This window comes from Paraburkholderia sp. BL9I2N2 (assembly GCF_004339745.1).
Taxonomy (GTDB): domain Bacteria; phylum Pseudomonadota; class Gammaproteobacteria; order Burkholderiales; family Burkholderiaceae; genus Paraburkholderia.
Genome location: NZ_SMGP01000003.1, coordinates 581,472 through 606,091, shown reverse-complemented (window position 1 = coordinate 606,091; position 24,620 = coordinate 581,472). Strand labels below are relative to the sequence as shown.

Annotated in this window: 20 protein-coding genes and 2 pseudogenes; 6 read left to right on the top strand and 16 right to left on the bottom strand. The window is 61.1% G+C overall.

Features of this window, described 5'->3' with window-relative positions; translation table 11 throughout:
- Nucleotides 1–77: 77 nt before the first annotated feature.
- The 4 genes from B0G74_RS33490 to B0G74_RS33475 form a co-directional block, all read right to left on the bottom strand.
- On the bottom strand, nucleotides 78–2,426 hold the full coding sequence (locus tag B0G74_RS33490) for a PAS domain S-box protein (RefSeq protein ID WP_132380398.1): 2,349 nt from the start codon (nucleotides 2,424–2,426) through the stop codon (nucleotides 78–80).
- 537 nt (nucleotides 2,427–2,963) lie between these two features.
- Nucleotides 2,964–3,437: a response regulator receiver protein gene (locus B0G74_RS33485; RefSeq protein WP_243658435.1), complete on the bottom strand. Its 474-nt coding sequence runs from the start codon at nucleotides 3,435–3,437 to the stop codon at nucleotides 2,964–2,966.
- 1,090 nt (nucleotides 3,438–4,527) lie between these two features.
- Nucleotides 4,528–4,725 (bottom strand): hypothetical protein, encoded by a 198-nt coding sequence (locus tag B0G74_RS33480; RefSeq protein WP_132380396.1) that lies wholly within the window; start codon nucleotides 4,723–4,725, stop codon nucleotides 4,528–4,530.
- A gap of 240 nt (nucleotides 4,726–4,965) precedes the next feature.
- The gene (locus tag B0G74_RS33475) at nucleotides 4,966–5,454 is read right to left on the bottom strand and encodes a hypothetical protein (RefSeq protein ID WP_132380394.1); all 489 of its coding nucleotides are present in this window, start codon (nucleotides 5,452–5,454) and stop codon (nucleotides 4,966–4,968) included.
- 1,073 nt (nucleotides 5,455–6,527) lie between these two features.
- On the opposite strand from B0G74_RS33475, the gene B0G74_RS33465 reads away from it, so the two are divergent.
- Entirely contained in the window at nucleotides 6,528–6,824 is a 297-nt protein-coding gene (locus B0G74_RS33465) for a DUF4148 domain-containing protein (protein WP_132380392.1), read from the top strand.
- A 1,698-nt stretch (nucleotides 6,825–8,522) separates the two neighbouring features.
- Here B0G74_RS33465 and B0G74_RS45940 read toward each other — a convergent pair.
- Both B0G74_RS45940 and B0G74_RS47000 read right to left on the bottom strand, forming a co-directional pair.
- Nucleotides 8,523–8,672: a hypothetical protein gene (locus tag B0G74_RS45940; RefSeq protein ID WP_165923956.1), complete on the bottom strand. Its 150-nt coding sequence runs from the start codon at nucleotides 8,670–8,672 to the stop codon at nucleotides 8,523–8,525.
- A gap of 597 nt (nucleotides 8,673–9,269) precedes the next feature.
- Nucleotides 9,270–9,562, bottom strand: a pseudogene (locus tag B0G74_RS47000) (IS30 family transposase); the annotation flags it as partial.
- Between the two features lie 51 nt (nucleotides 9,563–9,613).
- Here B0G74_RS47000 and B0G74_RS33445 point away from each other — a divergent pair.
- A complete protein-coding gene (locus B0G74_RS33445; protein ID WP_132380386.1) occupies nucleotides 9,614–9,910 on the top strand; it encodes a hypothetical protein in 297 nt (98 codons plus the stop codon).
- Between the two features lie 102 nt (nucleotides 9,911–10,012).
- On the opposite strand, the gene B0G74_RS33440 is transcribed toward B0G74_RS33445, so the two are convergent.
- From B0G74_RS33440 to B0G74_RS33400, 9 genes and pseudogenes are all read right to left on the bottom strand, one after another.
- A complete protein-coding gene (locus tag B0G74_RS33440; RefSeq protein ID WP_132380384.1) occupies nucleotides 10,013–10,909 on the bottom strand; it encodes a manganese catalase family protein in 897 nt (298 codons plus the stop codon).
- A gap of 363 nt (nucleotides 10,910–11,272) precedes the next feature.
- On the bottom strand, nucleotides 11,273–11,482 hold the full coding sequence (locus B0G74_RS33435) for a DUF2934 domain-containing protein (RefSeq protein WP_132380382.1): 210 nt from the start codon (nucleotides 11,480–11,482) through the stop codon (nucleotides 11,273–11,275).
- 98 nt (nucleotides 11,483–11,580) lie between these two features.
- A pseudogene (locus B0G74_RS33430) lies at nucleotides 11,581–11,855 on the bottom strand (HU family DNA-binding protein).
- A gap of 632 nt (nucleotides 11,856–12,487) precedes the next feature.
- Nucleotides 12,488–13,354 (bottom strand): SDR family oxidoreductase, encoded by an 867-nt coding sequence (locus tag B0G74_RS33425; RefSeq protein ID WP_132380380.1) that lies wholly within the window; start codon nucleotides 13,352–13,354, stop codon nucleotides 12,488–12,490.
- Nucleotides 13,355–13,908: 554 nt separating this feature from the next.
- Nucleotides 13,909–14,088, bottom strand: a complete 180-nt coding sequence (locus B0G74_RS33420) for a hypothetical protein (protein ID WP_132380378.1) — start codon at nucleotides 14,086–14,088, stop codon at nucleotides 13,909–13,911.
- A 330-nt stretch (nucleotides 14,089–14,418) separates the two neighbouring features.
- Nucleotides 14,419–14,592 carry a hypothetical protein gene (locus B0G74_RS45935; RefSeq protein WP_165923973.1) on the bottom strand — a complete coding sequence of 58 codons (174 nt, stop codon included), beginning with the start codon at nucleotides 14,590–14,592 and terminating at the stop codon, nucleotides 14,419–14,421.
- Nucleotides 14,593–15,078: 486 nt separating this feature from the next.
- A complete protein-coding gene (locus B0G74_RS33410; RefSeq protein WP_279388636.1) occupies nucleotides 15,079–15,762 on the bottom strand; it encodes an Nramp family divalent metal transporter in 684 nt (227 codons plus the stop codon).
- A 159-nt stretch (nucleotides 15,763–15,921) separates the two neighbouring features.
- On the bottom strand, nucleotides 15,922–16,416 hold the full coding sequence (locus B0G74_RS33405; RefSeq protein WP_165923972.1) for an MgtC/SapB family protein: 495 nt from the start codon (nucleotides 16,414–16,416) through the stop codon (nucleotides 15,922–15,924).
- Between the two features lie 345 nt (nucleotides 16,417–16,761).
- Nucleotides 16,762–16,959, bottom strand: a complete 198-nt coding sequence (locus B0G74_RS33400) for a response regulator (RefSeq protein WP_132380376.1) — start codon at nucleotides 16,957–16,959, stop codon at nucleotides 16,762–16,764.
- A 1,228-nt stretch (nucleotides 16,960–18,187) separates the two neighbouring features.
- Between B0G74_RS33400 and B0G74_RS33395 the strand changes: the two genes are divergently transcribed.
- Nucleotides 18,188–18,400 (top strand): hypothetical protein, encoded by a 213-nt coding sequence (locus B0G74_RS33395; protein WP_132380374.1) that lies wholly within the window; start codon nucleotides 18,188–18,190, stop codon nucleotides 18,398–18,400.
- A 1,294-nt stretch (nucleotides 18,401–19,694) separates the two neighbouring features.
- On the opposite strand, the gene B0G74_RS33390 is transcribed toward B0G74_RS33395, so the two are convergent.
- A complete protein-coding gene (locus B0G74_RS33390) occupies nucleotides 19,695–20,237 on the bottom strand; it encodes a DUF4142 domain-containing protein (RefSeq protein WP_132380372.1) in 543 nt (180 codons plus the stop codon).
- Between the two features lie 1,120 nt (nucleotides 20,238–21,357).
- On the opposite strand from B0G74_RS33390, the gene B0G74_RS33385 reads away from it, so the two are divergent.
- The 3 genes from B0G74_RS33385 (at nucleotide 21,358) to waaF (ending at nucleotide 24,601) form a co-directional block, all read left to right on the top strand.
- Nucleotides 21,358–22,662, top strand: a complete 1,305-nt coding sequence (locus B0G74_RS33385; RefSeq protein WP_132380370.1) for a glycosyltransferase family 1 protein — start codon at nucleotides 21,358–21,360, stop codon at nucleotides 22,660–22,662.
- Nucleotides 22,663–22,757: 95 nt separating this feature from the next.
- A complete protein-coding gene (locus B0G74_RS33380) occupies nucleotides 22,758–23,360 on the top strand; it encodes an HAD-IIIA family hydrolase (protein ID WP_132380368.1) in 603 nt (200 codons plus the stop codon).
- Nucleotides 23,357–24,601: a lipopolysaccharide heptosyltransferase II gene (gene waaF, locus B0G74_RS33375; protein WP_132380366.1), complete on the top strand. Its 1,245-nt coding sequence runs from the start codon at nucleotides 23,357–23,359 to the stop codon at nucleotides 24,599–24,601. Before B0G74_RS33380 ends, waaF begins: the two co-directional genes overlap by 4 nt.
- Nucleotides 24,602–24,620 lie beyond the last annotated feature (19 nt).

The window sequence follows — 24,620 nt, the reverse complement described above, 5'->3', positions numbered from 1 at the left end:
CGATTACATTTATGTGCAGTATTTTGGACGGGACGTAAGTCTCGCATGAACTGTGGCCAGTACACCGATGAGCGCATCTAAAGTTCGGGACTGTCCAGTACTTTATGCAGCTCTTCCAGGGTGTAGGGCTTGCGCAATGCCTTCCAGCGGAACGGCAGCGCTGGAACATCAGGCATCTCGTTGCCCGAGGCGAAAATGACACGCAGCGCTGGCCTTAACTGCACCGCGCTTTCAGCGAGTTCGATACCCGACATGCCAGGAATCGCGAGATCGGCGAGCAAGACGTCGAATCCCTCGTCCTCAAGCCAACGCAGCGCCTCTGCCGGCGAGCCAGTTGTAGCCGAAGCATGTCCGAGCAATTTTACCAGTTCGCTCGTAGCTTCCAGCAACGCAGGATCGTCGTCGACCAGAAGAATCCGCAGACCTGTCATGCCGGCGTTTGCTGCTGATAGCGTCGCGTCCTCGCTTTCAAGGATCGCGCCAGTGCCGCCCAGTATCTGGCGGATCTTGTAGGCGAGCTGTTCCCGGCTGTATGGCTTGCTCAACAGTTCGACGCCCGCGTCAAGCCGTCCGCCGTGAATAACCGCGTTCTGCGTATAGCCGGAAGTAAAAAGCACCTTCAGGCGCGGCAGAAGCTGCACCGCCCGCGCGGCCATGTCGGGACTGCGCATGGACCCGGGCATGACGACGTCCGTAAAAAGCAGGTCAATGTGGATGCCACTTCGGACGACGGTCAACGCCTGTTCGGCGCAGTCTGCCTTCAGCACGCTGTAGCCAAGGCCCGACAGCATTTCGACAACGGTCGATTGCACTTTCAGGTCGTCTTCCACTACGAGGATGGTCTCCGTTCCGCCTAACAACCTGACACTCGGTCTCGCGGGAGGCTCGATTGCCGTTTCGGTGGACCGCGGCAGGTAGATCTTGACGGTGGTGCCATGCCCGATCTCGCTATAAATTCGAGTATGTCCGCCGCTTTGCTTGACGAAACCATAGGCCATGCTCAGCCCCAGTCCGGTTCCCGACCCTTCAGGTTTCGTCGTAAAGAATGGGTCGAACGCGCGCTCGAGCACGTCCGGCGGCATGCCAGTGCCAGTGTCGGTGACGGCGAGCATGACATACTGGCCTGCCGGCACATCGGGCAGCCCGGCAACGTAATGATCGTCGAGCATCGCATTGGCCAGTTCCATGGTGAGCTTTCCGCCATCCGGCATCGCATCGCGCGCGTTGATTGCCAGATTGAGGATGACGTTCTCCAACTGATGAATGTCCACGATCGTGTTCCATAACCCGCCAGCGACGACCGTTTCCACCTCGATGGTCTCGCCTAGTGCGCGCCGCAACAGATCATCCATGCCCCGTATCGCGGGTGCCAGATTGATCACAACCGGTCGCAAGGGCTGCCGACGTCCAAAGGCGAGCAGTTGGGATGCTAATTTGGCGCCGCGCTCTACCGCGTCGATCGCCTTGTCGAGCCGCTCGCGGGTCCATCCGTCGCTGGCATGACGGTTTTCCAGCAGTTCCAGGTTACCGCGCAATACCTGCAATACATTGTTGAAATCGTGCGCGACGCCGCCTGTCAGCTTACCGATGGCCTCCATCTTCTGCGACTGGAACAATGCCGTTCTGGTCTCTTCGAGAGCCCGGTTCGCTTCCATCCGCTCGGTGTTGTCACGGGTGATCTTCGCAAATCCAGCAAGCGTTCCGTCCTCGTCGTAAATTGCGTCGATTACGACGTGCGCCCAGAAACGGGTGCCATCTTTCCTGACCCGCCATCCTTCCGCTTCAAATCGCCCATCCCTTGCGGCAGCGGTCAGCCCGCGCAGCGGCAGTCCTGTCGCAGCGTCTTCCGGCGTGTAAAAGCGCGAAAAATGCGAACCGATGATTTCTTCTGCGGTGTAGCCCTTGATGCGCCGTGCGCCGGAGTTCCAGTTTGTGACCACGCCTTCCGGCGACAGCATGAAGATCGCATAGTCAGTCACTCCGTTCACCAGCAAGCGGAATCGTCGCTCGCTTTCCAGCACTGCGTCGTGCGCGGCCTTTTTATCCGTGATATCGCGCACGATGTTCACAAAACCGACAAGTTGCCCGCCCTCCGTATGCAATGCGGTAACCAGGTCGCTGGCCCAAAACGTTGTGCCGTCCTTGCGGGTTCGCCAGCCTTCGGTGTCGTGGCGCCCTGTCCGTCGGGCTATGTCGAGGCCGACCGCGGGCGCCGCTTTTTGGCGGTCATCCTCTGTGTAGAGGATGTCCAGCATCTGGCCAATGATCTCGTCCGGCTGGTATCCGTGGATAGCTATGCCGCCTGGATTCCAGGTCAGAATCCGGCCTTCCACCGAAAGCGCACAAACTGAATAGTCAGCGACAGATGCAACCCACTTGTCCGTCCAGTTCTGGATCGTATCGCCTGGTTGCCGTTTGTTCGGCATATTCGACTCCCGATTTGACTGTCTTTGAAGCTGGCGTGGCCGCCCAACATATTACCCCGTCATTCGATGCGATCAGGATGGGCGGCCCGCGCGTTCCTTTCGTCCGTGGCTCGACCGAGCGATCAAGGTCTTTTGATCCGGCCAAAGCCGACGGCAAGCTCAGCGCAAAGGCCTCTTCCGCAAGCGAGCGAATTCGGGAATCGCGGCGAAGGGAAGAAAGCGTTGACGGTGCGCTGTCCGCCTGTCCTGCGATGATCGGTTGGCCGCAACGAAACGGAAATCGGCCATTCGGCAGTTTCCCGCGGATGTCTCGTTATGGCAGATTGTCGTCGGATGAGTGGCGCGAGCCAGACCGGCGGAATTGGCGATTGTCGCTATAAATGGGGATGTTTGCGTGCTACAGATCTGCGACAGCAGGCGTAGCGATCCATATCTGACGGGCCTTGCGCCTGTCATTCCACCCCCTGAACTATCGTGGCCCGAAGAGGCTCGGTAAAGCAACTTTGGTCGGCCCGGTTCGACACGTTCATGGCTCGCCTAGCGGGCATCCGGCGAACGGCGAAATACCCCGTCAAGCATATCCGCAAGTTTCCAGACTGGACACGGCCGGCGACACAGGCCGTCGAAGCCAATCTGCTTCATATCGTGCGGCGTCTCCTCCGGAAAGGCTTTAGTCATCGCGATCATCAGGACACTCCGGAACTCGTCGTCTTGTGCCGCCTCGCGTACGAACCGGAAGTCGTCGGCATGGCACAGGCGCGTGTCGATCAGCACCGCGCGCGGCTTCCAGTATTCAAGCATCAGCGTGAAGTTTTCCATGGTCGACGTGCTGACAGCGACAAAACCCTTCAACCTCAGCAGCAACGCCGCCGATTCTCCAACTGAAATATCGGCATGGGCGACGACCACGCCTTGAGAGTCGACCTCTCCGGGCGTCCGCTTGGAGTGCCAGAGGGCAAACTGTCGCTCGTCTTCGTGCGGTGGGCGTCGGGTCATTGGCGGTTCGGACATTAAGGCCGCCTCGGTTAAGCTGCCGTGAGCAACCGGCGTCCGGATAAAGCTTCGGTCCAGCTGGGTTGGCGGGCAAACTTGCACCGCTGGAGGGTCAACCGATCCGCGGATTGGATAACCGACACTGATCTTTTACACCTGGCACCCGCTCCCGTGTAGTTTTTTTGCGACTGTGGCGCCTGCGCCTGGCGTGACAGCAGGCACGTGGCGCAAGCTTTGCACGGAGCGGAAAATCATCACACAAGACACCCGATTTGCATCGGTCCGGAGCTTGTATAGCATTGGCACACACGTCAGCGTTCCCAACGTTCGGCGTGTGTGTTTGTTCGCCGCAGCGCTGTCTGCGGCTTTTTTGTCCTGCGGTTGGCGTTGACGCTAAGACTTCGCCCCGGCAGCATTATTATGAGAACCTGCGCGGAGAAGTTCATTCCGGAATCGTTAAACGGGCCAAAGTGGGCTCTTGCGGTCGTCGTCCAGATGGAATCGTTAAAAGCCCTTCGCGTGGACGGTCGACTGCTGTATTCACAGTGCGATTGTGATGAAGCGCGACGCAGGCTGGTGGGCGTTTCTGCAGCCCTGTCGCGCTCTCTTGAACGTCGCGTTGTTGCCCTCGAGAAGACTCTTTGGGAACGTACTAAGTGAGCTTGCGGCACCTATTTTGTGCCAGCCCATGGCTGGGCAGGAGCCAACCCGACGCGTACAAACAACGGCCTGTTGATGGCGGAGCTAGCGCATGCCGAGCGCGGCCTTGCGTGCTACAGATTTGGTAAAGCAACAGGGTAAGCCTTATCTGACGGACCTTGCTCCCGTCATTCCACGCCCTGAACTATCGCCGCCAGGGAGGGCCCAGCAAGCGACTTTGAGTGGCGCAATTCGACCGATTCTGTTGCAAGGGCAAAGGTCTTGCTTTGCTTCAGCACATCAGCGCCCGCGCCAGAAGTTTGAGTTATAGCGTTTGGCGAAGCAGTGGATTTTGGCGGGGCGGGGTCCCCATTGCCCGTCATGCAACCGCCTGGTTAATCCGCGTGCTTCCCGGCTAAGCTACGGCCAACCTTCCCGCAAGTGCTCACCGTGCAGCACGCGCTGGCGGTCATAGATTGACCGTGTGGGGTTTCCATCGGGGGAATCGTTCCAGAAAGCCATCGCTCGCCGTCAGCATGTATCGCGCTTTGATGCCTAGCGTGATATAGCACGCATCCTGCACCAGTGTTGCACCACCGAACACCTGTAGATCGCGCTGCAAATCAGGAAGTTCGGCTTTTGCTACGTCCAGAATCAGAAGGACCACGACTTCCCCTAAAGCTCAGCTTTTACCAACTATGCATCAAATCCGGCAGCAGAGATAGCTGAACTGAGCTCGGCGAGGATTGACTCAGCTCGACCCGAACCAGCGCCATCGCGGGTTTTTCGAATGTCGCCGCTATTCATGACCGATTTTCGGCGGATGAGCGCGCGTGAGTCGCGACTGCATAACAGTCGGCTGAAGCTCTGAAAGGGAAATGTTTCGTGTGAGACTGGTTCACCGGATTCAAATGACGTCTCGTTCGAAGGCGGCGAAAGCCAGTCGCTCAAGAGGGCCCCATTTGAAGGTCCGCCCGACCGTAATGCAATTTCCGTTCGAAGCGGACGACATATACAAACCGTGTCCCTCGCGTACGCAATCATCCGCAAGCTGCGCGATCGGATCCGCATATGGAAACTGATGCACGTCCCACCTCGCGTGTTCACGGAGAAAATCTGTTTTGTGTAGCGCCGCCAGGTGAGCGAGCAATAATTGATGATAGCCAAACTCCGTGTGGGTGAAGATCAAGGCGCTCCGCGGATGATAAACAAAATACCCCGCTCGTCCGGAACGCACGTCATCCACCGCATCCACCAGATGCTCCGCGTAACCGAAGCGGGCGTGCCGCCAAAGATAGCGATACAAACCCTGCTCGATGGCCGGCTGTCGTATATCCGTAAAAGCCGACAGAAGTAGGCGCATAAGTGCTGGAGCGTCATCCACTCGATATCGCATGTGCCGTTCTCGTCGCAGTGTCGCTGATGCTTGAATCAATCTTTGCCAGGTTTCGCGGTGCAATCTGCATTCCCGACAAATTGTCAGTCTTCATGCGGAATGAAACCGGACTCATACCGGAGCGGCTACATGCCTCGAATCGACCATGCCGAATCGATTGCACCAAAAGATTGGAAAGGTAATGCGTGAAGACTGTCTGGTAATTGCAACGGCCCTGCATCACCGCATGGAGCGCCTATCGGCCAGTGCGCTTCAAGATGAAGTGTTAACCGTGATCGACTGGTCAGCCATCTGGCGCGCAACGATCTTCGCCTGCGCATTTTGCGTAGGGAGCAAGAGCAAATTGGTCATCATCGTTACGCCCGAATCGGTACTACGTCCAGTTCAGAGCTGGACATCTACTTTCCCGGAGTCGAAACCAAGTTTGTCCAGTACGTATATTTTGTGCCGAACGCGCTAACTACTTCAAGGAGAAGGGTCCGTCGATTTCCGCCAGGTGCAAATCCACAGCATTGTTGAACTGACCTAATCGGAAAGCTTCCTCCGAAGGTTCATCGAACGGTGCTCTCACCCAAGCTTTGGCCACTCGCAAGAAAATGGCTATATGTTGACGATTCGGCTGCCGACCCGATCCGTGCGTTCAGCAGCCACGCTATCAGATTCGTGATCGCTTTTTATAGGGTGCGTTGACGAACGCGGGGCCCACAGGCTTCGGCGACATCACGCCACGCCGCCGCCTGGCACGCAGCATGTGCATGGTGGAGCCGATCACCGGCAGCTTATTCGCCGCGAGCCGGATTGCCGTCTCGCTGGCGTTTCCCCCGGGGAGAGAGTTATACCGACAACACATTCTCAGAGGTTGGGCCCTGGGGCGATTGTTCGTCGTCAGGATGGCGGTCGTTCTTTCGCCAAAGACCGCTTCCGACCAAACGGTTGTCGGAATGGCCGAGCGACTGCCTGCGTGACTGTCCGATATTGGCGGAAGAACCGAGGCAAAATAGGCGTGGAGGATACGCGCGACTGGCGGCATCGCGCCGCTTGCGTTGCGCCAATCGGACGGATGGAGATGCGCTATGGAAAAGCTCATGAAAAACTGCTCGACGGTTGCCGCGTTGACGCTCCTACTGACTGGAAACGCCGCTGTCGGCGCGCCAGATAGCGGCCGACATCTGACCCCAACCGAGTGCCGGGACCTGGCCGAGACTAAAATCAACGCGCCCCGGACGAAGTCACAACGCCGCAGCGAGCTTTCGGCTCTGAGCAAAGCGGGCTACAACCCGTCACCATGGCACGACGACCCACACTACCCGGCAGATCTACACGCGGCGCAGCGCCGGGTTGACCATTGGTTCGAAACGGAGTGCAAGTAGTCTTAAACCCAGGCGAAAAGGGCCCGAGGCTACTACGGTCCTCTTCAAATTCAGCTAGCCCGCTTTACTGATACGCCCAGTTGGCAACGGGATCGGCATTAACAGTGTTTTCGTGCCTTGCAGCGGCACTTTCGGAAGATAATCCGCGAACGATGAGATATGTGCGCTTACGCACAACAGCCCGAAGTCACGCGCCTGCCACTCTGGGCCTTCCCTTGATCTCGCCGCACCGAGCACCAAGCGTTGCGAGCGCTGTTTCGCGCCCCCAGGTGGGCACCGTCAGTGCCAAGTAGCGGTTGCCCCGGCAAACCCCTGAGCAGCAGAACTCGCCACGGACCGCTGTCTAGGGCCATGCGGTCGTTCAATGCCCAATGTTGGCTGCGACGAATGACCTTAGTGGCCGATTGTCGTCGGATGAGCAAGTGCGAGCCGGGACTGCGCTAGAAGGCGCAATGAGCCAAGAGGAGAAGTTTCGCGTGCTAAAAATCTGCAAAGCGACTTTTGAGCGGCGCAGTTCGACCGATTTCTGTTGCAAAAGGCTTGTTTTGCTTCAGCACATCAGTGTCCGCGCCAGAAGTTTGAGTTATTGCGTTTGATGAAGCAGTGGATTTTGGCGGGGCGGGGTTCCCATTTACCCGTCATGCAACTGCCTGGTTAATCTGCTTGCTTCCCGGCTAAGCTACTTGGCCAACCTTCCCCCAAAGTGCTCACCGTGCAGCACGCGCTGGCGGTCATTGAGTGACTGTGTGGGGTTTCCATCGGGGGAATCGTTCCAGAAAGCCATCGCTCGCCGTCAGCATGTGTCGCGCTTTAATGCCTAGCGTGATATAGCACGTATCCGTTCCGGAGGTTGCAAGCCTGTGCGTCCGCGCGGAGAAGCCGTCGGAGAAGGCAGCTCTAGTCCGTGTAGCGAGTCGAACACGAACAGGCCCGAGTAATCGACGCGCGTGCCCCGATGGCCTGCTGTTAGAAAAGAACGTGCCGCCTCGTCCTGCGGTTGAATATCACTTGTAGTTCCAATCCGTCGTTTGGCTGATTTTTCCTTGAGAACTTCCCCTTGGTGGGCGTTCGGCAGGCACACACGATGCGCGCATCTGTAAGCACGTTGTCGTCGGAGGCAGCCATGTCGAGCCAAGCCTATGTGCCGTATCGCGGATACCGGATCGAAGTCCACGTCACTCCAGTAGCGAAGCGTCAAATCGGGGGCGTTGCGCGGCGATACCGCGTGTCGTGGGAGGTTTCGTCGTTGCAGTATCCGATGCAGAGGGTCGTAAGTTTTCCAGAGCAATTCGACTTCATTTCGGAGCAGCAGGCGTTTAAGTACGGCGAAAGTCGAGCGCACACGTACATCGATTCAATGGAGTGCACTCGGACCGCCAGGAGACAAGCCGGATGACTCGCTACGAGTTCGCCGTTGTCCGCGCCGGCGAATCGATTCCGTCCGCCTCGCGGAGAGAACCACGTCCTTTTAGTCAACCGCAGCCTACGCCGCCGCTGCTTGCACTTCGACAGGGGCGCGGCGGTTCCAGGCGGCGATAGCTAAGCTGGCTGTCACTCTCAGGGCGCCAGTGGATCACGGACACGCTGCTCGGCTCGCTATAGCGCGTGCCCATCAAAACCTTCCCTTGTCTTTGATGGTCGTCGTGCCTGAGCCGCAAAGCGGGCACGTCTTCAGCCGGACCGGGTCTGTATTCGTGGTCAGTCGACCTCGACCTTGGCGCTATCGACCAAGACGTTTGCAACCTGCGCCACGGCGCGTGCCCGGTCTACATCCATCGGGTTCTCGCGGTCGCGCGGGTCCGCAAGCGTCTGCATCAAGTGCTCGCACAAATCGGTAATGGTGCTCATGACTGTTCCTCTTTAGCCTCACGGGCGATTCGATTTACTTGACGTGTGATTGCGCCTTTGAGCTGAACCAGCTTGGCCAACTCCGGGTTGCGCGAGGTAGATGGTTGCGCGGCGCTAGTCTCGCGCGACTGACGAGCTTGAGCGCATCGAGCGTGATCTTCTGGACCTCGCCACTGCGGCGACGAGGCAGGAAACAAACAACGTGACCGCGCGGTACCGGGCCGTTTACGGTCTCCCATACACGGCGATGCACGCCTACCCAGCACCGCGCCGGCACGGGATGAGCGTCATCGGTCTTTCGCTCGAGGTAGCCGTCTTTGCTGACCCGGTGCGAGCCGATCGGCAAGCAGCTGTGTCGCGCTGCGCCGCTCATGGAGCCCTTCTTGAACTGTGTGCGCGACAGTTCGGGTGCATGGCCGCGATGCCCTTGGTGCCCTTGCTCCAGGACTCTTGGCCGGCCTTGAACTGAGATGCGATCATGTGTGGGTGCTGCCGACCACGCTGTGTGCCGCCGCACCGATCCGATTCGATGAATTCCGTGGCTTTCAGACGAGGCCGCTCGGCCGCCCCAATGAGGCGACATTCTCGGCAGCTGCGGCGTTCGCTAATCGATACGGCGTCGCAGATTCTCCCGTGGTCGTCAGTCTTCGTGGTGTGATGACGGGAACGACGCATCGCTCGCGTTCGGCGCAAATGCTCCAGCAATTCCCTCTTTAGCGCACCGCGGGCCTGTATATAAAAGCTCCTGTAGATCGTCTCCTGCGACACCTGATAGTCCTTGTTGATCGCGCAAGAGTGCTTGAGCCAACCAGCAATCTGTTCTGGCGACCACTGCAACTGCCCGCTACGACCCGGGCGAGTTCCCGATTCCCGAGAAGCCGACATGAACGGCCGGACGCTCGGGTGTGGCGAGCCGCAAAAACCCGATACCGAAGGTCGTCTTGCCACTGCCTGCCGGCCTGACGATCGCGGATACAGAACTGCCCGGCAGCCCGCCGCAGTTCATCCAGAAGCAAGACGGTACGATCGAAAAGCGCCCGCACGGCAATATGGACGAGACGCTCGTACCGAGAGGAAAGGACAACCCACAGGAAGGTCCGTACGTGCCGGAACACCACGGCGTAGACCCGGACACGAGCCCCGACCCTAGCGATCACCCCGGGGCAAGTCAGACCTCGGTGCCTGATGGGCGGCGTCGGGCCGCTTCGCCGCGGGATCGACACGTCGCCTACCCCTGACACGTGTCAAGCGAGTCGGCCCGGGCACTCGGCGTGTCCGCGAGTGGGTCCTCGTCGGGGTTGTTGTCGCCGGCGAAAAGCCGCTGGCGATTCCGACTGAAGCTACGGGCGATCTTCCTTCGCGACTGCCGCATCCTGCCCCGCGCCAAGGTCGGCGCCGGTCACCGGATCTGTCTCAGTAGCAGAGGCCGTTCTCGATGCCATCGCGCTCAACACTTCGACATCTTCCTGTGAGACCTGGACGCTGGCAAGGCCATCACCCCCGTCGACCGCAGGCTGCGGCTGCTCGACGAAGTCCCAACCCGGCCCGTCATTCCATGGACCGCGCGGCGCGTCATCGCCGTCGGACATGTTGTAATACACGTTTGTAAATTCAGGAACGCCTGGCAATTTCCCTTGCGGGAAATTTGGCTGGATCGAGTGCAGGGCTTTCTCAAACGACTTCTGATGCGCAATTTCGCGGGTCATCAGAAAACCGAGCGCTTCCTTGATACCCGGATCATCGGTCACGTTGATCAACCGTTCATAGACGATCTTCGCACGGGCTTCCGCAGCAATGTTCGATCGCAGATCTGCTGTGGGCTCGCCAATGGTGTCGATGTAAGCCGCCGTCCAGGGCACGCCCGCCGAGTTCGTTAGTGCGGGGCCGCCACCGTAGAGCAGCGCGGTCGTGTGCGAGTCGTTACCACCTCCAGTCAGCGAGCGATAGAGCTCCGCTTCCTTTTCCACGCCTTCTGCCAGTTGCCCTTTCGCGCCCTTGTTGAGCATGGCAACGATGGAGCCGATGATTTCCAAGTGACTGAGTTCTTCGGTCGCGATATCGAACAGCATGTCACGCCGGCCCGGATCGTCCTCGCTTACCGCCTGGGTGAAATACCTGCACGCGGCGGCCAGTTCGCCCTGCGGACCGCCAAACTGTTCGAGCAGGAGATTGGCAAGGCCCGGATTCGGTGCCGCTACACGGACGGTGTACTGCAGTCGCTTGTTGTGAACAAACATCGCATCTCTCCAAAAATAAAGTGGGTTCCGTCAGAAGCGAATCCCCTGCAGAGCGGGGAACACATCGGACGGGCTAGGTGTCGTTGGAAACAAGGCTGCGGCCGATGACGAACGCATATGCGGAATGTCCCGGACCCGGGTCTCAGAGCGATCGCTCCGGCGTAACGTGCGCGCAGGAACGCAACTGTGATAGGCCTGCGAGCGTCGGTCTCGCATGCGTCGTGCCCGAAGGACAAGGAGCACAATCAGATGGCGCAACAGCTCGCTTCGAAGAAAGGTGTCGTCCAGTAACGGCCGTTTTCCGTTGCGCGTGCAGAAACGCGGTCTGACACTGCCTCGCGGCCCCCAGCTTTTCGCGGGGGACTAGCAGTCGTCCGCCGCGCCGTCCCGCCCCTTCTCATCCGCCGCGCCATCGACGTGTCCCTGCGAACGCTGTTCATCCGCGAGTTCGGCTTCGACTAGACTTCTCGCCCTGCGCCAGTACTCGTCCGCACATCCTTCCATGCTGCCGTCGTCCTGCCAGAGCTCATACGCTTTGGCCCGGATGCGCTCCTCGACCGTCGCTGTGTGCATGCACAACTCCTCGGTCGTAGCCCGTTGCTCTCAACTATAGATCGTCGTTGTGACAATGGCAGTTCGATCCCTGCGATGTGTACGGCTGCCAATCCGTGTTATCGCTGAACCCGAAAGCCTGGCGATCCTACCGATCTGGATGCATAGATCAGGACGCTCATTGAGTCGATGGTTCCGAGTGGCGCCGCGGGATGTCGGGCATATCGGGCATAGCACCGGTGGAAAACGAGCCGAAGCCAATCAACTGCACCGTCTTGCCCTTCGTCAGTTCACCGGTGATCGCCGAGATCACCGCGTCGATCGCCTCTCCCGTGGCGGCCTTGTTGCCGCCCGTCTTCGCCGCGACCGCGTCCACTAGTTCCTGCTTGTTCATGGTTTTTCCCGTTGAGCGAGTGGATATCCCGTCACCCTAGCTATCGGTGGGACTTCATGCAACGGGGCCATTGCTCTGCCACACCCCGGCGTCTGTGCCCCCGGGCCGAATCCGGCATGCTGGCGTGGCGAACGTCGGGCGAACTGCACACGTGCAAAACTGGTCGCCGCTCCGGTCAAGGTCAACAGCTATGGGTCAGTCCTGCAGGCTCCCTGGCCCGTTGGACAGGGTTAAAAGGCCATCGAGTTCGCTGGTCGCCAACTCTCCGCCCCCTGATGGCCCGCAGCCTCGCGCCTGCGGGCGAGCCGGGCGCCGGAGGCGTCATTCCGCCCGTCCGCCGACGCCCTCTCCCCGGAACCAGGTGAGTGACCGCAGCCGAAGGGTTTCCCACTTGCGCCAGTGAAACCACGCCGAATCGGGGTGAGCGTCCGGTAGGTGACGCGCGGGCGTCGGGAAGTAAGCAGCTCAGGCGTACGAAGCCGCGTCAACGGCAGGGCCGGCCGCGACTCCCTCTCGCCGCTTCGTGCGGATCACGCGGTTTGTGCGCGGTATGAGCGGCAACGAGTACCCGGTAACCGGCACCTTTATGGCACCGCCGCGCGGGCCTCGACTCGCGTGATCGCGGCCCGCGGCTAGATGATTGGCGCACCGCCCGTTACCGCGATTGTCGCGCCCGAGACATAGCTGGCTTCATCCGACGCGAGCATCACGTAAACAGCCGCCAGTTCTGCCGGCTGTCCAGGCCGCTTCATCGGCACCTGCTGGCCGAACTTCTCGACCTTTTCCGGCGGCATCGTCGACGGAATAAGCGGTGTCCAGATCGGCCCCGGGGCCACGCAGTTCGCGCGAATACCCTTTTCCGCAAGCAATTGCGCAAGACCGCCCGTGAAGTTCTGTATCGCGCCCTTTGTGGTCGCATAAGCGATCAACCCGGGGTTCGGGTGATCCGCATTTATCGACGACGTGTTCACAATCGCACCGCCCTGCTTCATGTGCCTCACCGCGGCCCGCGTAATCCTGAACATCGCGCCGATGTTGGTATCGAAAGTCTTGTCCCATTCCTCGTCGGTGATTGCGTCGAGCGACGGATAGGTCATCTGGTACGCGGCGTTGTTCACGAGGACGTCGAGCCGCCCAAACGCCTCGACCGCGCGTTCCACGATCTCGTTGCAGTGCTCGCGGCTCCTGATATCGCCGCGCAACAGCACCGCTTTGCGTCCAGCTTCCTCGACCCACCGCGCGGTTTCGCGTGCATCGTCGTCTTCATCCAGATAGGCTATCAACACGTCGGCGCCTTCACGCGCAAACGCGATCGCGACGGCACGGCCGATGCCGCTGTCGCCGCCAGTGACAATCGCCGCCTTGCCGGCGAGACGGCCAAACCCCCTGTATGAGTATTCGCCGTGATCCGGCCTGGGCGTCATGTCGGCGGTGCGACCGGGTGTCTGGTTCTGCTGCTGCGCCGACATAGGCGGTGTGGGACGTTCGGTCTCAGTCATGACGATCTCCTGATGAGGGGTCCATTGCGCCGATCTACGTTCACGTAGCGCTGCAAACGCATAGACGAGCAACCCCTGGGCCCGGGGCGCTGGCCGAAGCGTTCACAGGGGCTGAAGCATTCTGGATACGGTGATTTGCGCGCCCCCCGCTGGCGTCGGCGCGCTGAGACATCGCCTGCTGCTTCAATGGAACGGCCGCCGCAGCTTCATAATTCATTATTGTCTGTGCCGGGGCGATCCGTGATCCAGAACGTTTCCCGGTCCTAAACTCCTCGCGCGCCTGCGCACATCGAGTACTGCATAATTCGCACGACTGGCCAGAAAACACCGCAGGGAGTCGCGGGTTCCTTTATGCGCGCGTCGGAGTGAAGCCGGGACCCGCCGTAGGGCGAAAAATCGGCCCAGGGAACATCAGGTAGCAGTGGCCGCATCGGAAAAGCGAGACGTAACGGCACCCGCGCTGCTTTTTCGGTCAGATGGCCGCGACAGCCTCCGTCGAAGCTCGTGATCACGTGTCCGTATTGCCCTGCGAGGCTGTCAGTTCACGCGAGGTCTCAACCGCCTCCGATACCTTGTTGCACTTTGCCGGTGCCCCCGCACGCCTTGCACTGCTCCCCTTCTATTTTGCCGGTGCCGTGGCACGCGCGGCATAGGTCTTCGCCCGTGCCGGGTGCGTCGGCTGGCGCTTCGTCACCCGGATTCATCTGTTCGCCACCCTGATTGGCGTCTTGCATGATTCTCTCCTTCGCTTTAACGTCCATGGATGCTGTACACCGCGGCTCGCATCAGCTTTGGCTCGCGCGCTTCGCACGCACGCTCACCTGACTTCGCATCGGATTCGGCTTGGGTACGGCTCTTGAGTTCGGCAGGCAGGCGCCTGCCGCTGCGGCGCGGCCCGTAGGCGGACCGCGACGCTCTCTTCTAATTTGCGCATCGGACGTGCCTGTCAACCGCCGATAGTAGTGGCCGGGTGAAACGCGCCGAAGCGTCGGGCATAGATCGTTCAATGGCGTTCGGCGGTGCAGGCTCAGTACATGGGCCGGCTCGGGGCGGCGCCGTGCCAGTCATTTTTGATTCGTGGGCGGTTGCGTTTCACCTTCATCAAGGATCTTTTCTTCTTCGGCGGCGCTGTCGGGGGATGGTGTGCCGGATTCGGGAGGATTATCAGGTGTCCGCTTTCCCCCGTCTGGCTGGTCATCAGGAAGGTCAATTTGACTGCCGGGCAGATCTGAGATCATCGAACTCTCCTCTCGTTGCGGAATGCAATGTGTGGCGCGCAACTACCGTACCCAGCGAACAAAAAGCCGTCCGCAACTGCCGTGTCGCCCTGTTTGCATCGGTGAGACGCGCGCGTCCGCTTAGCCACAGCCATGCCACTGTCGACGCCGATAGGACCCTCGCGATCCGGGCGTTCCTGTCCACTGCCTTGATTTGACCGGTTCCTGCGGCCTGCTTAACGACCGAAATCTCGCCCCCTGACCGCGCTGAAACGGGACAAATGTAGTTCACGCCGGCCCGTCGTCGCATTACGCTGCATCCTGCGTTGCATCAGCACTGTCGCCGCCTGCGCTCTCTTCCTCGACAAGGCGGTGAGCCCTCTGCCAATACTCATCGGCGACCCTCCATGCTACCGTCAGCCTCCCAAAGCGCATACGCCTTCGCGCGGACCCGTTCCCCAAACGTTGTACTTCCCATGGACAGCCCGCCGACCCTTAGGGCGCTCTCTACGGCGAGAAGGGCACGGCGACGACCACGACCGGCACGATTGCGATGCCGCGTGTGACCAGCCGACGCGCCCAGTAGGGCATGCGAAGCCTGAGAACGCCCTCCATGACAATCTGCCCCGCGAGCGTCGCCGTCACGGTCGAATTAAGCCCCGAGGCGAGCAGTGCAAGCGCGAACAGCGTCGATGCAATGCCGAGCCCGAGCAACGGCGAAAGAAGCCTGTAGGCCTCACCGATTTCGGCGACGTCCGTGTGGCCGGTACCATGAAACACGCTCGCTGCGACCATCAGGATCGCCGCGTTGATGAAGAGCGCGAGCATGAGCGCAATGGTGCTGTCCGTCGTGGCCCATCTGATCGCATCGCGCCGTCCCTCATCGTTGCGCGCGTATGCCCGGGTCTGCACAACCGACGAGTGCAGATACAGGTTGTGCGGCATAACCGTCGCGCCGATGATGCCGATTGCGACATAGAGCATCTCGCGGTTGGTCACGATTTCCGGCGAGGGCACGAAGCCCCGCAGCACGGCCATGACCGGCGGCGCCGCCGCGACGATCTGCACCGCAAAGCACACCGCGATCACGAGCAGCAGCGCGATCACTAAGGCTTCGAGAAAGCGGAAGCCCTTGTTCATCAGGAGCAGCAGCAGAAAGGCGTCGAACGCGGTGATAAGCACGCCGGCGATAAGCTTCGATCGAACTCGTCGACCGGCCTCGAGAACCTCCAGGCGAACCGTGACACGGGCAGTTCTCTATCGTTGGACATGTGATTGATTGCTCTGCTGGATCGAGTTGGGTCGGGAAGGGTCCCGGGAGACGATACCGGCCGGGAATGCGCCCGGCCACTATTCCTCGTGCCGCGTAATGATATCGCGGTCTTGTTGTGGCAGTTTCAACCAGCGCCGATGCAGCGCGCGCTCGACCGGACGACCAAGGATTAGTAGCAGGACCAGAAGCACGGTGGCTGTGAGCGCAATAGACCATGCACCTATACCGCAGACGATGCCCAGAGCCGCCGTTACCCATATGGACGCCGCGGTCGTAAGCCCACGAATTTTCTCTTCGCCGCCGGTCTGAACGATAACGCCGGCACCGAGGAATCCAACACCAGTAACGATGCCCTGAATGGCGCGAGCGGCATTCGCATCAATCCCCACTCCGCTTACGGCAAACCCTGCGCCCGCCATGGTTACAAGGCAAGCGCCGAGCGCAACCAGACCCAAGGTTTTCACCCCGGTGGGTTTGCCGCGGAGATTGCGGTCCACGCCCACCACGCAGCCAACAAGCACTGCGACGACCATTCGCAGCAATACTTCACGGAAAACTGGCTCAGGCAGCATGACCGTTACCCTTCTGCAACCTATGTAGACAGTCGACCGCGAGTGCGCCATCACGGACTGCTTCCCTGACTGCCGACCAATACGTCTCCACGGGCCCTGAAGCCGGTGGCAAACGCGGAACTAGACCGCTCCCGGCTCTATAGTGCTCGCTTGCTCTCAGTCTTCGGTGCCAGCCAGCTTTCATGTTCGGCCACTCCTGCCGTTTCTACACGACATTCAGTGTATTCAACAATCGCGACACTGGCGGACGTCGCCCCTCCTTCCCGGGTCCCAACGTCAGAGGCAGGGCGCTCCAGTTGGTCGCAGCATAAAGGGAGAACATCGGTACAGTACGATACTGTCGCTTCAGATGCGCAATGACGTGTTTCCCGCTTGAGCTGACGACAGAGCTCGACGCCGTCCACAGTGGGCATCGACCTCAGCCCTTGCAGCGGCAAATCCCTCGCTGCCATTGCCAGCGATTATGACCCGATATGCCGCCAGACGAACAATGCGTGTCCAGGACTTCGCGATGAACGGGTCGTCGTCGAGGATGGTTTTCATTTGGTCCCTAACCCTTTGTTGCCAGCCATCGGCACGCGCATGCCGACGGCTTTGACCGAAGTCAGTCGACCAGGGAAGCCGTCCAGTCCCCGCAGGCTCGTGAGTTGCAACGCTTCATTCGCGCTGGCGCTCGAGCTGAGCCGGCGTTTGCTGCCGATAGCGCGATGATCCATCTCGTCATTCGGGCGGTCATTCGCCCATCGCCTGAATCTGAGCCACCCCTTGCCGCATCGGCCTTGCGAACCAGACGTTGTAATTTTCACGTGTACGGGTCGTAATTCCTTCAGGGGCGGCCATCCTGCGCCGCTCAAGGAGTCCGCTGTGAATAGAGCCGTCCAGGGCTGGCACGACCCACCGGCGCGCTGCATGGATTGTTTACACGCGAGTCGGCCATGTGGCTGGTGGCGCTCAGTCAGCATTTTCGAGGGAACGCAGGATGAAAACGCTTAATCGTGGCATGCTAGCCTGCCAGTTAGCGATCTGGACAGTTGCGCTGCTTCTTTCGTTCTGCGCATGACCGCACGACCCCCGCTGCGCGTAAGCCGCTTGAACGGTCATGCAATCAGCACCCTGTTCACCAGCAGACACTCCACGTCTGCAAAGCACGGCGCGGCGCATGGGTTCCAGGCGTGCTACGTGCTATCCCAGACTGGAACCAGCAGCGTGGAACCGGCAGCGGATGCGCATGCCCGCCCATTACCGCGCCCATTGGCGACCAGGGTCGCTGCGAAAAGATTAGCTCGATGAAGGGAGCCATATTGTTATGCGCAGCGAGGCAGGCGCAGACAGATGCTATGAAGCTTGACGAGAGACGACAATGCCCCCGACTTTCTACACGCGAATCCTGGCCGGCGCCATCATGGTGTTCGCCTTGGCCATTTCCACCGGCTGCAAACCCGGTGACAAAGCAGGGGGGGCAGCGAATGCAGATTCGGCTGCCAGCAGTTCCCCTTCCCCCGCCAGCCGATGATTTCAGCATGCCCACAGCGCGAGCATCTGGACACGATGATCTCGCGCGTTTCCGCGGCGTTCCCGGGGGCGTTATGCACGCGATGTACATCAGCACGACTGGACTCGCATCAGGACTGCGGGACGAGCACGCGCCCCTTTCGGGCACTGACGCGATCGTGGCAAGGGACTTTCGCATAGTCGCCTCTGAACAGCATGGTCGGTCCGCTTCCGCGGCACGATCACTGCTACGACGGTTCTACTTTTCGGAATGCGCGCCATGCAAAGTCAATATCGCGGATACACAATCCATGTATCGGCTAGCCTGGTCGATGGAGACATCGTCGGCTACGCCCGTATTTACAGGCAGCAGGGTGATGGCCTCGCCGCGGAAGACGTGCACGAGATGGAATTTCATCTGGCGTTTGTCGATGAACATGAAGCAATGGCTCTCGCACGAGAGCGTGCTGTTGCCTGGGTCGACGAGCATTAACGCGTGGGCGGGATTCTAGGCGCCTCCCCACACAGCCGCACCGGCAAGGAAGCTCGCGAACGACCCGCCAGACGGTGGCGAGTCCCGTCGCTCCATCCCGCGCGCCCACTGCGGGATAGCGGTGTCGATACCTTGTCCTGCGATGCACTGAGAGAGGCGCAGCGGAGCGACCCGGCAGACACACGCCAGGAGCACTCTCTCATCCAGAGTCGCACGATCGCGGCACGGCCCATGCTCGGCCGTCGATATTTCCCAGGAACCGACCATGAAACAACGGGCCACCGTAGCGTGTAGCAGAAAGGGACGGCTGCTGCTCATCGCTAAGGAGCGCCGCCGTTGGGCAATGCCTGGCGGCCGACCGGAGACCGACGAACCTCTGTCGCGCACGGCCTTCCCTGAGTTAAGCCAAGCCGTCGCCCGGCAACGAAATTGCTCGGTGCCGCTGGGCCAGACTGAAGGAAGTCAAGCGCATGCCCGCAAGCATTCCCACCAAAGGCATCGCCGATTTGCTTTTGAGAGCAGGTCCTATGGTCGAGCGCACTGCGGGAAGCGCAGTGCGCTCCAGCAGCATGGCACCGAACATGGCCCGCGCTATGCGCGGGTGTGCACTCCGCGCGCCCTTTGCCGCAAGCAGCGTACCGCTGGTAGCGTCAGGTGAGAACCGTCAATCGAATCACCTGGTTGGTCCAAGCAGGAAAGTGTCCGGCCTCCGCCCGAGCGACGGGCAATCGTTTCCCGTATGTAGTGCACCCTGCCAGCACCACGCGGCCTCGCCAACGACAGATCGGCCCTTCCAACTGGCTTATGCAAATGCTAGATCGGCACGTGAATTTCCGACAGCGTGCCATGCCGGATGACAAGTTGGGGCTCGGGAATGGTTCGGGATGGCAAGCGTTCTTATGGCGGACGACGATGTCGTGACGTCGGCGGCATGACCGGCCACCCGCATCCCCTGAGGCATACGCGGTAAGAACGCCAGCGACGGGCAATTAGCGCCGCACGCCGATTATCGACGCGAATCCGAAAACGATACAGGGCGTCATGGCCGTCCGCGCAAGGCGTCCCCATGCAACCAGTCGGGAACGGGCCAACACCGGCCCGCAAAGTAGGCCCCCACAGGCACGGGGACAACGGTTGTCACGATCATCAAGGTCCGGATCCAGCCGAATGCGCGGATCACTGCCGTGAGCGGCACGTACGGTGTGCTGGCCTCGCCTGCCGCACGCGCAGCCGCAACCGCAACCGCGGCAGACACGCTTTTCGGGGATGGCGTGCTCGCCGCGTCGCGAGCCGATTAGTGGGCCACGCCCTTTTTCGCCGCGAGATCTTGCGCCATTTTGTAATGTTCCTTGATCGTCGGGAGCGCCTTTTGCGCCGCTTTTTTCAGGTCGGCGTTTTGTCCGTCCGATATCTCTTTTTCGAACACCGCGATGGCCGACTGATGACCTTCCAAGCCCACCTTCTGTATGTAAGCCTGATCGAATTCCTTCCCATTCAATTGCTTCAATGTGTCAAGAATGCTGGTGTCCGAATTGTCTTTCGGCACCTCGACGCCATGCGGTGCAGCCATCTTCAGTTGCATGGTCAGCTTGGTATGGTCCACCATCATGTGACGAGCAAACGACTTCACATCCTTGTCGGTGGACTTGCTGGTCGCGAGCTTCGCTGCGTCGATTTCAGTCGACGACGACATGCTGGCGGCCTGAACGAAGTCCTTGTCCATCCGAGGCAGGGGATTCGCTTCAGTAGTGGAGGCGGCTTGGGTCTGTGCGTTGACCACAGGTGAAAAGAGCCAAAAAGAAGCACCTGCGGCGGCGAGAAGTGTAATCCGTTTCATGCGTAACCTTCCTTGAATATGTTGAGTGGGTTATGACGGCCGAAGGCTCATTGCATCTACCGGGCCGCAGCAACCACCATGCCGGGTCGGTGAGGCGCAAGCTTGGTACCCCCGCGCGGCGTCTGCTTTCCCCGGCCGTCCATGCTGAAGCTCAATGCGAGTGCGACATCGTGCTTGTATCTTCCGAGGGAAACGGCTGAACGACTGCACGCTGCGCTCGCAGTCGCGGCAAAACGTCTTCGTAGTCATCTTCGTCGGCGAGCACACTGTCGCACAACGACACGTGCGGCCATTTCAGGCCCGCCAGGGAAAGCCATTCAACGCCTCGGCGCACGAAGACGCGAGGTGCACAGGCGCACCGCTCGAGCTCCGCACGGCATCGGTCACGTCTCGCGCTTCCTCCTGATCGTCGACGACCATCACTGACTGACCTTCGAGCGACCTCGCGCCGTCAGGACGCTCTATAGACGGGTCGCGCGCTGCATGCCGGTCGGAATCAGCAACCGGACGCAGCGGCAGCATCGGGACATATGCGAGCGGCCCATGCATTGGCACTGGCGTAAGGCTGGCGGCAGTCGCGTCAGCGCCGTCTCCATCCCACGCACAGTCAATGGCTGCGCCGGCTTGTCGCCCATCCCCGGCACGCTCACCCACGCGTGATTGTTGTGACGATCCACCCTCCACGCGATGCACTGCCCTTGACTTGCCTGCGCGATCTCGTGACGGCACAGGTCCGCGATCAGCAGATATAACGCAGTCGGCTCCCCGGTCACGCGCAAATGGCTGCGTGCAGCTAGTCATTAGTACTGCGTATTTAGCCTTTGTCCGCCAACGCGTCCGTAGCACCCGTAGTGCTGAGTGCTTTTCCTTGCCAAAGTTACACGTCCCACTTGTAAAAACAGGGACTGCCACAGCGCTTCGAAAACGAGACCGGGGCGCGCCACAGCGCTTAGGTCGTCGCGGCAAAAGCATTTACGTTGTCCCGCGTCCGTTCTGTAGCCGTTTGGCACACCGCATGCTGCGGCCCGCGGTAAGCCGCGACCGGGCAGATACGCACAGCCTGCCCCGGGAAGCCGACTTCGCTCAACGTCCGCCATTCACCACACTGCGGAAGGTATCGATGAAAATCGCTCTTATCAGTGAACACGCTTCGCCGCTCGCACTTGCTGGTGGAGTCGATAGCGGTGGACAGAACATCTACGTGGCAAACGTCGCGCGCCAGCTGCTCGAAGCCGGCCATCAGGTCGACGTGTTCACGCGGCGGGACCGCGCGCTGCTGCCGCTCATCTCCGACATGGACGGCGTGCGAGTGATCCATGTGCCTGCCGGTCCGCCGATGCAACTGCCGAAGGAACAGCTGCTGCCATTCATGGATGAGTTCGCAGCATTCCTCATCGAATTCTTTCGCCGAGAAAGTGCGAGGTACGACGTGATGCACGCGAACTTCTTCATGTCCGGTCTCGCCGCGTTGAAGGTGAAGGCGGCACTCGGCATTCCACTCGTCACCACCTTTCATGCGCTCGGCCGGCTGCGCCGGATTCATCAGGGCACGAGCGACGGCTTTCCGGACGAACGCTTCGCGATCGAAGACGACCTCGTTGCGCTGTCGGATGTCATCGTCGCCGAGTGTCCGCAGGACGAAGCCGACCTGATCGAGCACTACCATGCCGACCCTGCGCGCATCCGGATCGTCCCGTGTGGTTTCGACGCCGACGAGTTCTGGCCCATCGGGCGCGCCGTCGCACGCGAAGCGCTCGGCTGGAAGCGCGACGAATTCATCGTGCTGCAACTCGGCCGGCTCGTTCCACGCAAAGGGATCGACAACGTGGTACGGGGCGTGAGCGTTCTGAAGCAGGCTTTCCGCGTGTCCGCGAGACTGTATGTTGTGGGCGGCAACTCCGACGTGCCGAACGAACTCGCGACACCAGAAATCGCACGCTTGCGCAGCATCGCCAGCGAGTGTGGCGTGGAGGGACAAACCACGTTCGTCGGGCGGCGCGGCCGTGCGCAATTGCGCTACTTCTATAGCGCCGCCGATGTGTTCGTGACGACGCCGTGGTACGAGCCCTTCGGCATTACACCGGTCGAGGCAATGGCTTGCGGCACGCCGGTGATCGGCGCCGACGTGGGCGGGATTAGTTATTCGGTGGCCGATGGCGTCACGGGCTTTCTGGTGCCGCCGCGCGATCCGGTCGCGCTCGCCGTGTGTCTGGATCAGTTGAGGCGTGACCCCGATATGGCGCGCCGGATGGGCGAAGCGGGGCTCGCTCGCGCGCATGCCGAATTCACCTGGCGCGGTGTGGGCGAGTCGCTCGCGCAGATCTATGCGCGCGTGGCGCGGGCGCCACAGCCGGTGCCGACGGAAACCGTCGTCGGGCAGAGCGAGATGCCGAGGCGCGCCGCGGCGGGAGCGTCGTCCGGCTAACGCTGCGGGCGCACGCAGAGACAGGCATCGCGCGATGCCGCGGCAGTGGCACACCACCTCGGCACCACTCACATTTTTTCGCATGGACGCTCATCATGCTGCGACCCGCTGTATTTCTCGACAAGGACGGCACACTGCTCGACGACGTGCCGTACAACATCGATCCCGCGTTGATGCGCCTGGCCCCGGGCGCGCGCGACGCACTGGCGCTGCTGGGCGCGTCGCCGTTCGCGCTGTTCGTCATCAGCAATCAGCCCGGCGTGGCATTGGGCCTCTTCGCGCGCTCGGCGCTGAAGGATGTCGAAGCGCAACTGCATCATCTGCTCGCCGGGTGCGGCGCGACCTTGAGCGGCGCGTACTGGTGCCCGCATCATCCGGATGGCAAAGTTCCGCCGTACGATGTCGGCTGCGATTGCCGCAAGCCCGGGGCCGGCCTGTTGCTGCGCGCAGCGCGTGCCCACCAGATCGATCTCGCGCACAGCTGGTTTATCGGCGATATTCTCGACGACGTCGAAGCCGGCAACCGTGCCGGCTGCCGCACCGTGCTGCTCGACAACGGCCACGAGACCGAGTGGATCGAAGGCGCGCTGCGCGTGCCGTTCGCGCGCGCCGCCAATTTGCGCGAAGCCGCGCAGATCGTAGTTCTCCATGACGGCGGCACCCCCACCACGCCGCTTTATGCGCAAGCCCCGCGATGAACGCCCCGTTGCTAATTGCGCAGCCGACGCTCGCTCACGCGCGGGTGCCGCTGGAAGCATCTCCGCTGACGCGTTGGGGCGACGACGTCAGGCGCATTCTGTGCGTGCGGCTCGACAATCTCGGCGACGTGCTGATGACCACGCCCGCGCTGCATGCATTGCAAGAGTCCGCTGCGGATCGTCATATCACGCTGCTTGCGTCGCGCAGCGGTGCGGCGCTGGCGCCTTTTCTCGACGATGTCGACGACCTGATCGAATACGACGCGCCCTGGGTGGCGCCTGGGTCGAGCGCTGTGCGCACGCTGGCCGAGGATCACCGGATGCAGGAGCGTCTGCGCCGCAACGGTTTCGACGCCGCCGTGATTTTCACGGTATACAGCCAAAGCGCGCTGCCGGCTGCGATGCTCTGCTATCTGGCCGGCATCCCGCGCCGTCTCGCGCATTGCCGTGAAAACCCCTATGCGTTGCTGACCGACTGGTTGCGCGAACCGGAACCCCAGCAACGCACGCGTCATGAGGTGGAACGCCAGCTCGATCTCGTGCGCCAGGTGGGCGCACACTCGCCCGACACGCGCATGCGCTTCCGTGTGCATGAGGCCGACCGGCGCACGCTCGGCGCGAAATTGTCGGCGCGCGGCGTGGATCGCGCGGCCGAATGGATCGTGCTGCATCCCGGAGCGACCGCAGCGTCGCGCCGCTATCCGCCCGAGCGTTTCGGCGAAGTCGCCACCCTGCTCGCGCGCGAGACCGGCGCACCGTTACTGATTACCGGCAGTTCCAGCGAACGACCGCTGGTCGAGGCGGTGATCCGCGCCGCCGCGCCAGGCGCTCGCACGCGACTGCACGATCTCAGCGGCATGCTGACGCTCGGCGAACTCGGCGCGTTGATCGAACGCGCGAGCGTGCTCATTTCCAACAACAGCGGGCCAGTGCATCTGGCTTCCGCGTTGGGCGCTCCCGTTGTCGACCTGTACGCGCTGACCAATCCGCAGCATACGCCGTGGCAAACGCCGTATCGCGTGCTGTTCCGCGATGTCGAATGCCGCTGGTGTTATCGCAGCGTGTGTCCGCAAAAGCATCACGCGTGTCTGCTCGGCGTCGCGCCTGGCGAGGTCGTGCAAGCCGCGCTCGAATTGCGTGCCGCCATGCCGATGGCCGAGGCCGCCCCGAACCCTGCCGCGAATAGCAACGCCCGCCATACCGACGCGCCGCCGCTTGCCGACGAACCGCTGGTTCCCTGACCCCTCTTTCATTGCGAAC

Excerpts from the sequence above, each read along its gene's own strand:
- B0G74_RS33490 (WP_132380398.1), bottom strand. The coding sequence starts at position 2,426 with ATGCCGAACAAACGGCAACCAGGCGATACGATCCAGAACTGGACGGAC.
- B0G74_RS33485 (WP_243658435.1), bottom strand. The coding sequence starts at position 3,437 with ATGTCCGAACCGCCAATGACCCGACGCCCACCGCACGAAGACGAGCGA.
- B0G74_RS33475 (WP_132380394.1), bottom strand. The coding sequence starts at position 5,454 with ATGCGATATCGAGTGGATGACGCTCCAGCACTTATGCGCCTACTTCTG.
- B0G74_RS33465 (WP_132380392.1), top strand. The coding sequence starts at position 6,528 with ATGGAAAAGCTCATGAAAAACTGCTCGACGGTTGCCGCGTTGACGCTC.
- B0G74_RS45940 (WP_165923956.1), bottom strand. The coding sequence starts at position 8,672 with ATGAGCACCATTACCGATTTGTGCGAGCACTTGATGCAGACGCTTGCG.
- B0G74_RS33440 (WP_132380384.1), bottom strand. The coding sequence starts at position 10,909 with ATGTTTGTTCACAACAAGCGACTGCAGTACACCGTCCGTGTAGCGGCA.
- B0G74_RS33435 (WP_132380382.1), bottom strand. The coding sequence starts at position 11,482 with ATGCACACAGCGACGGTCGAGGAGCGCATCCGGGCCAAAGCGTATGAG.
- B0G74_RS33425 (WP_132380380.1), bottom strand. The coding sequence starts at position 13,354 with ATGACTGAGACCGAACGTCCCACACCGCCTATGTCGGCGCAGCAGCAG.
- B0G74_RS33420 (WP_132380378.1), bottom strand. The coding sequence starts at position 14,088 with ATGCAAGACGCCAATCAGGGTGGCGAACAGATGAATCCGGGTGACGAA.
- B0G74_RS45935 (WP_165923973.1), bottom strand. The coding sequence starts at position 14,592 with ATGATCTCAGATCTGCCCGGCAGTCAAATTGACCTTCCTGATGACCAG.
- B0G74_RS33405 (WP_165923972.1), bottom strand. The coding sequence starts at position 16,416 with ATGCTGCCTGAGCCAGTTTTCCGTGAAGTATTGCTGCGAATGGTCGTC.
- B0G74_RS33400 (WP_132380376.1), bottom strand. The coding sequence starts at position 16,959 with ATGAAAACCATCCTCGACGACGACCCGTTCATCGCGAAGTCCTGGACA.
- B0G74_RS33395 (WP_132380374.1), top strand. The coding sequence starts at position 18,188 with ATGCAAAGTCAATATCGCGGATACACAATCCATGTATCGGCTAGCCTG.
- B0G74_RS33390 (WP_132380372.1), bottom strand. The coding sequence starts at position 20,237 with ATGAAACGGATTACACTTCTCGCCGCCGCAGGTGCTTCTTTTTGGCTC.
- B0G74_RS33385 (WP_132380370.1), top strand. The coding sequence starts at position 21,358 with ATGAAAATCGCTCTTATCAGTGAACACGCTTCGCCGCTCGCACTTGCT.
- B0G74_RS33380 (WP_132380368.1), top strand. The coding sequence starts at position 22,758 with ATGCTGCGACCCGCTGTATTTCTCGACAAGGACGGCACACTGCTCGAC.
- waaF (WP_132380366.1), top strand. The coding sequence starts at position 23,357 with ATGAACGCCCCGTTGCTAATTGCGCAGCCGACGCTCGCTCACGCGCGG.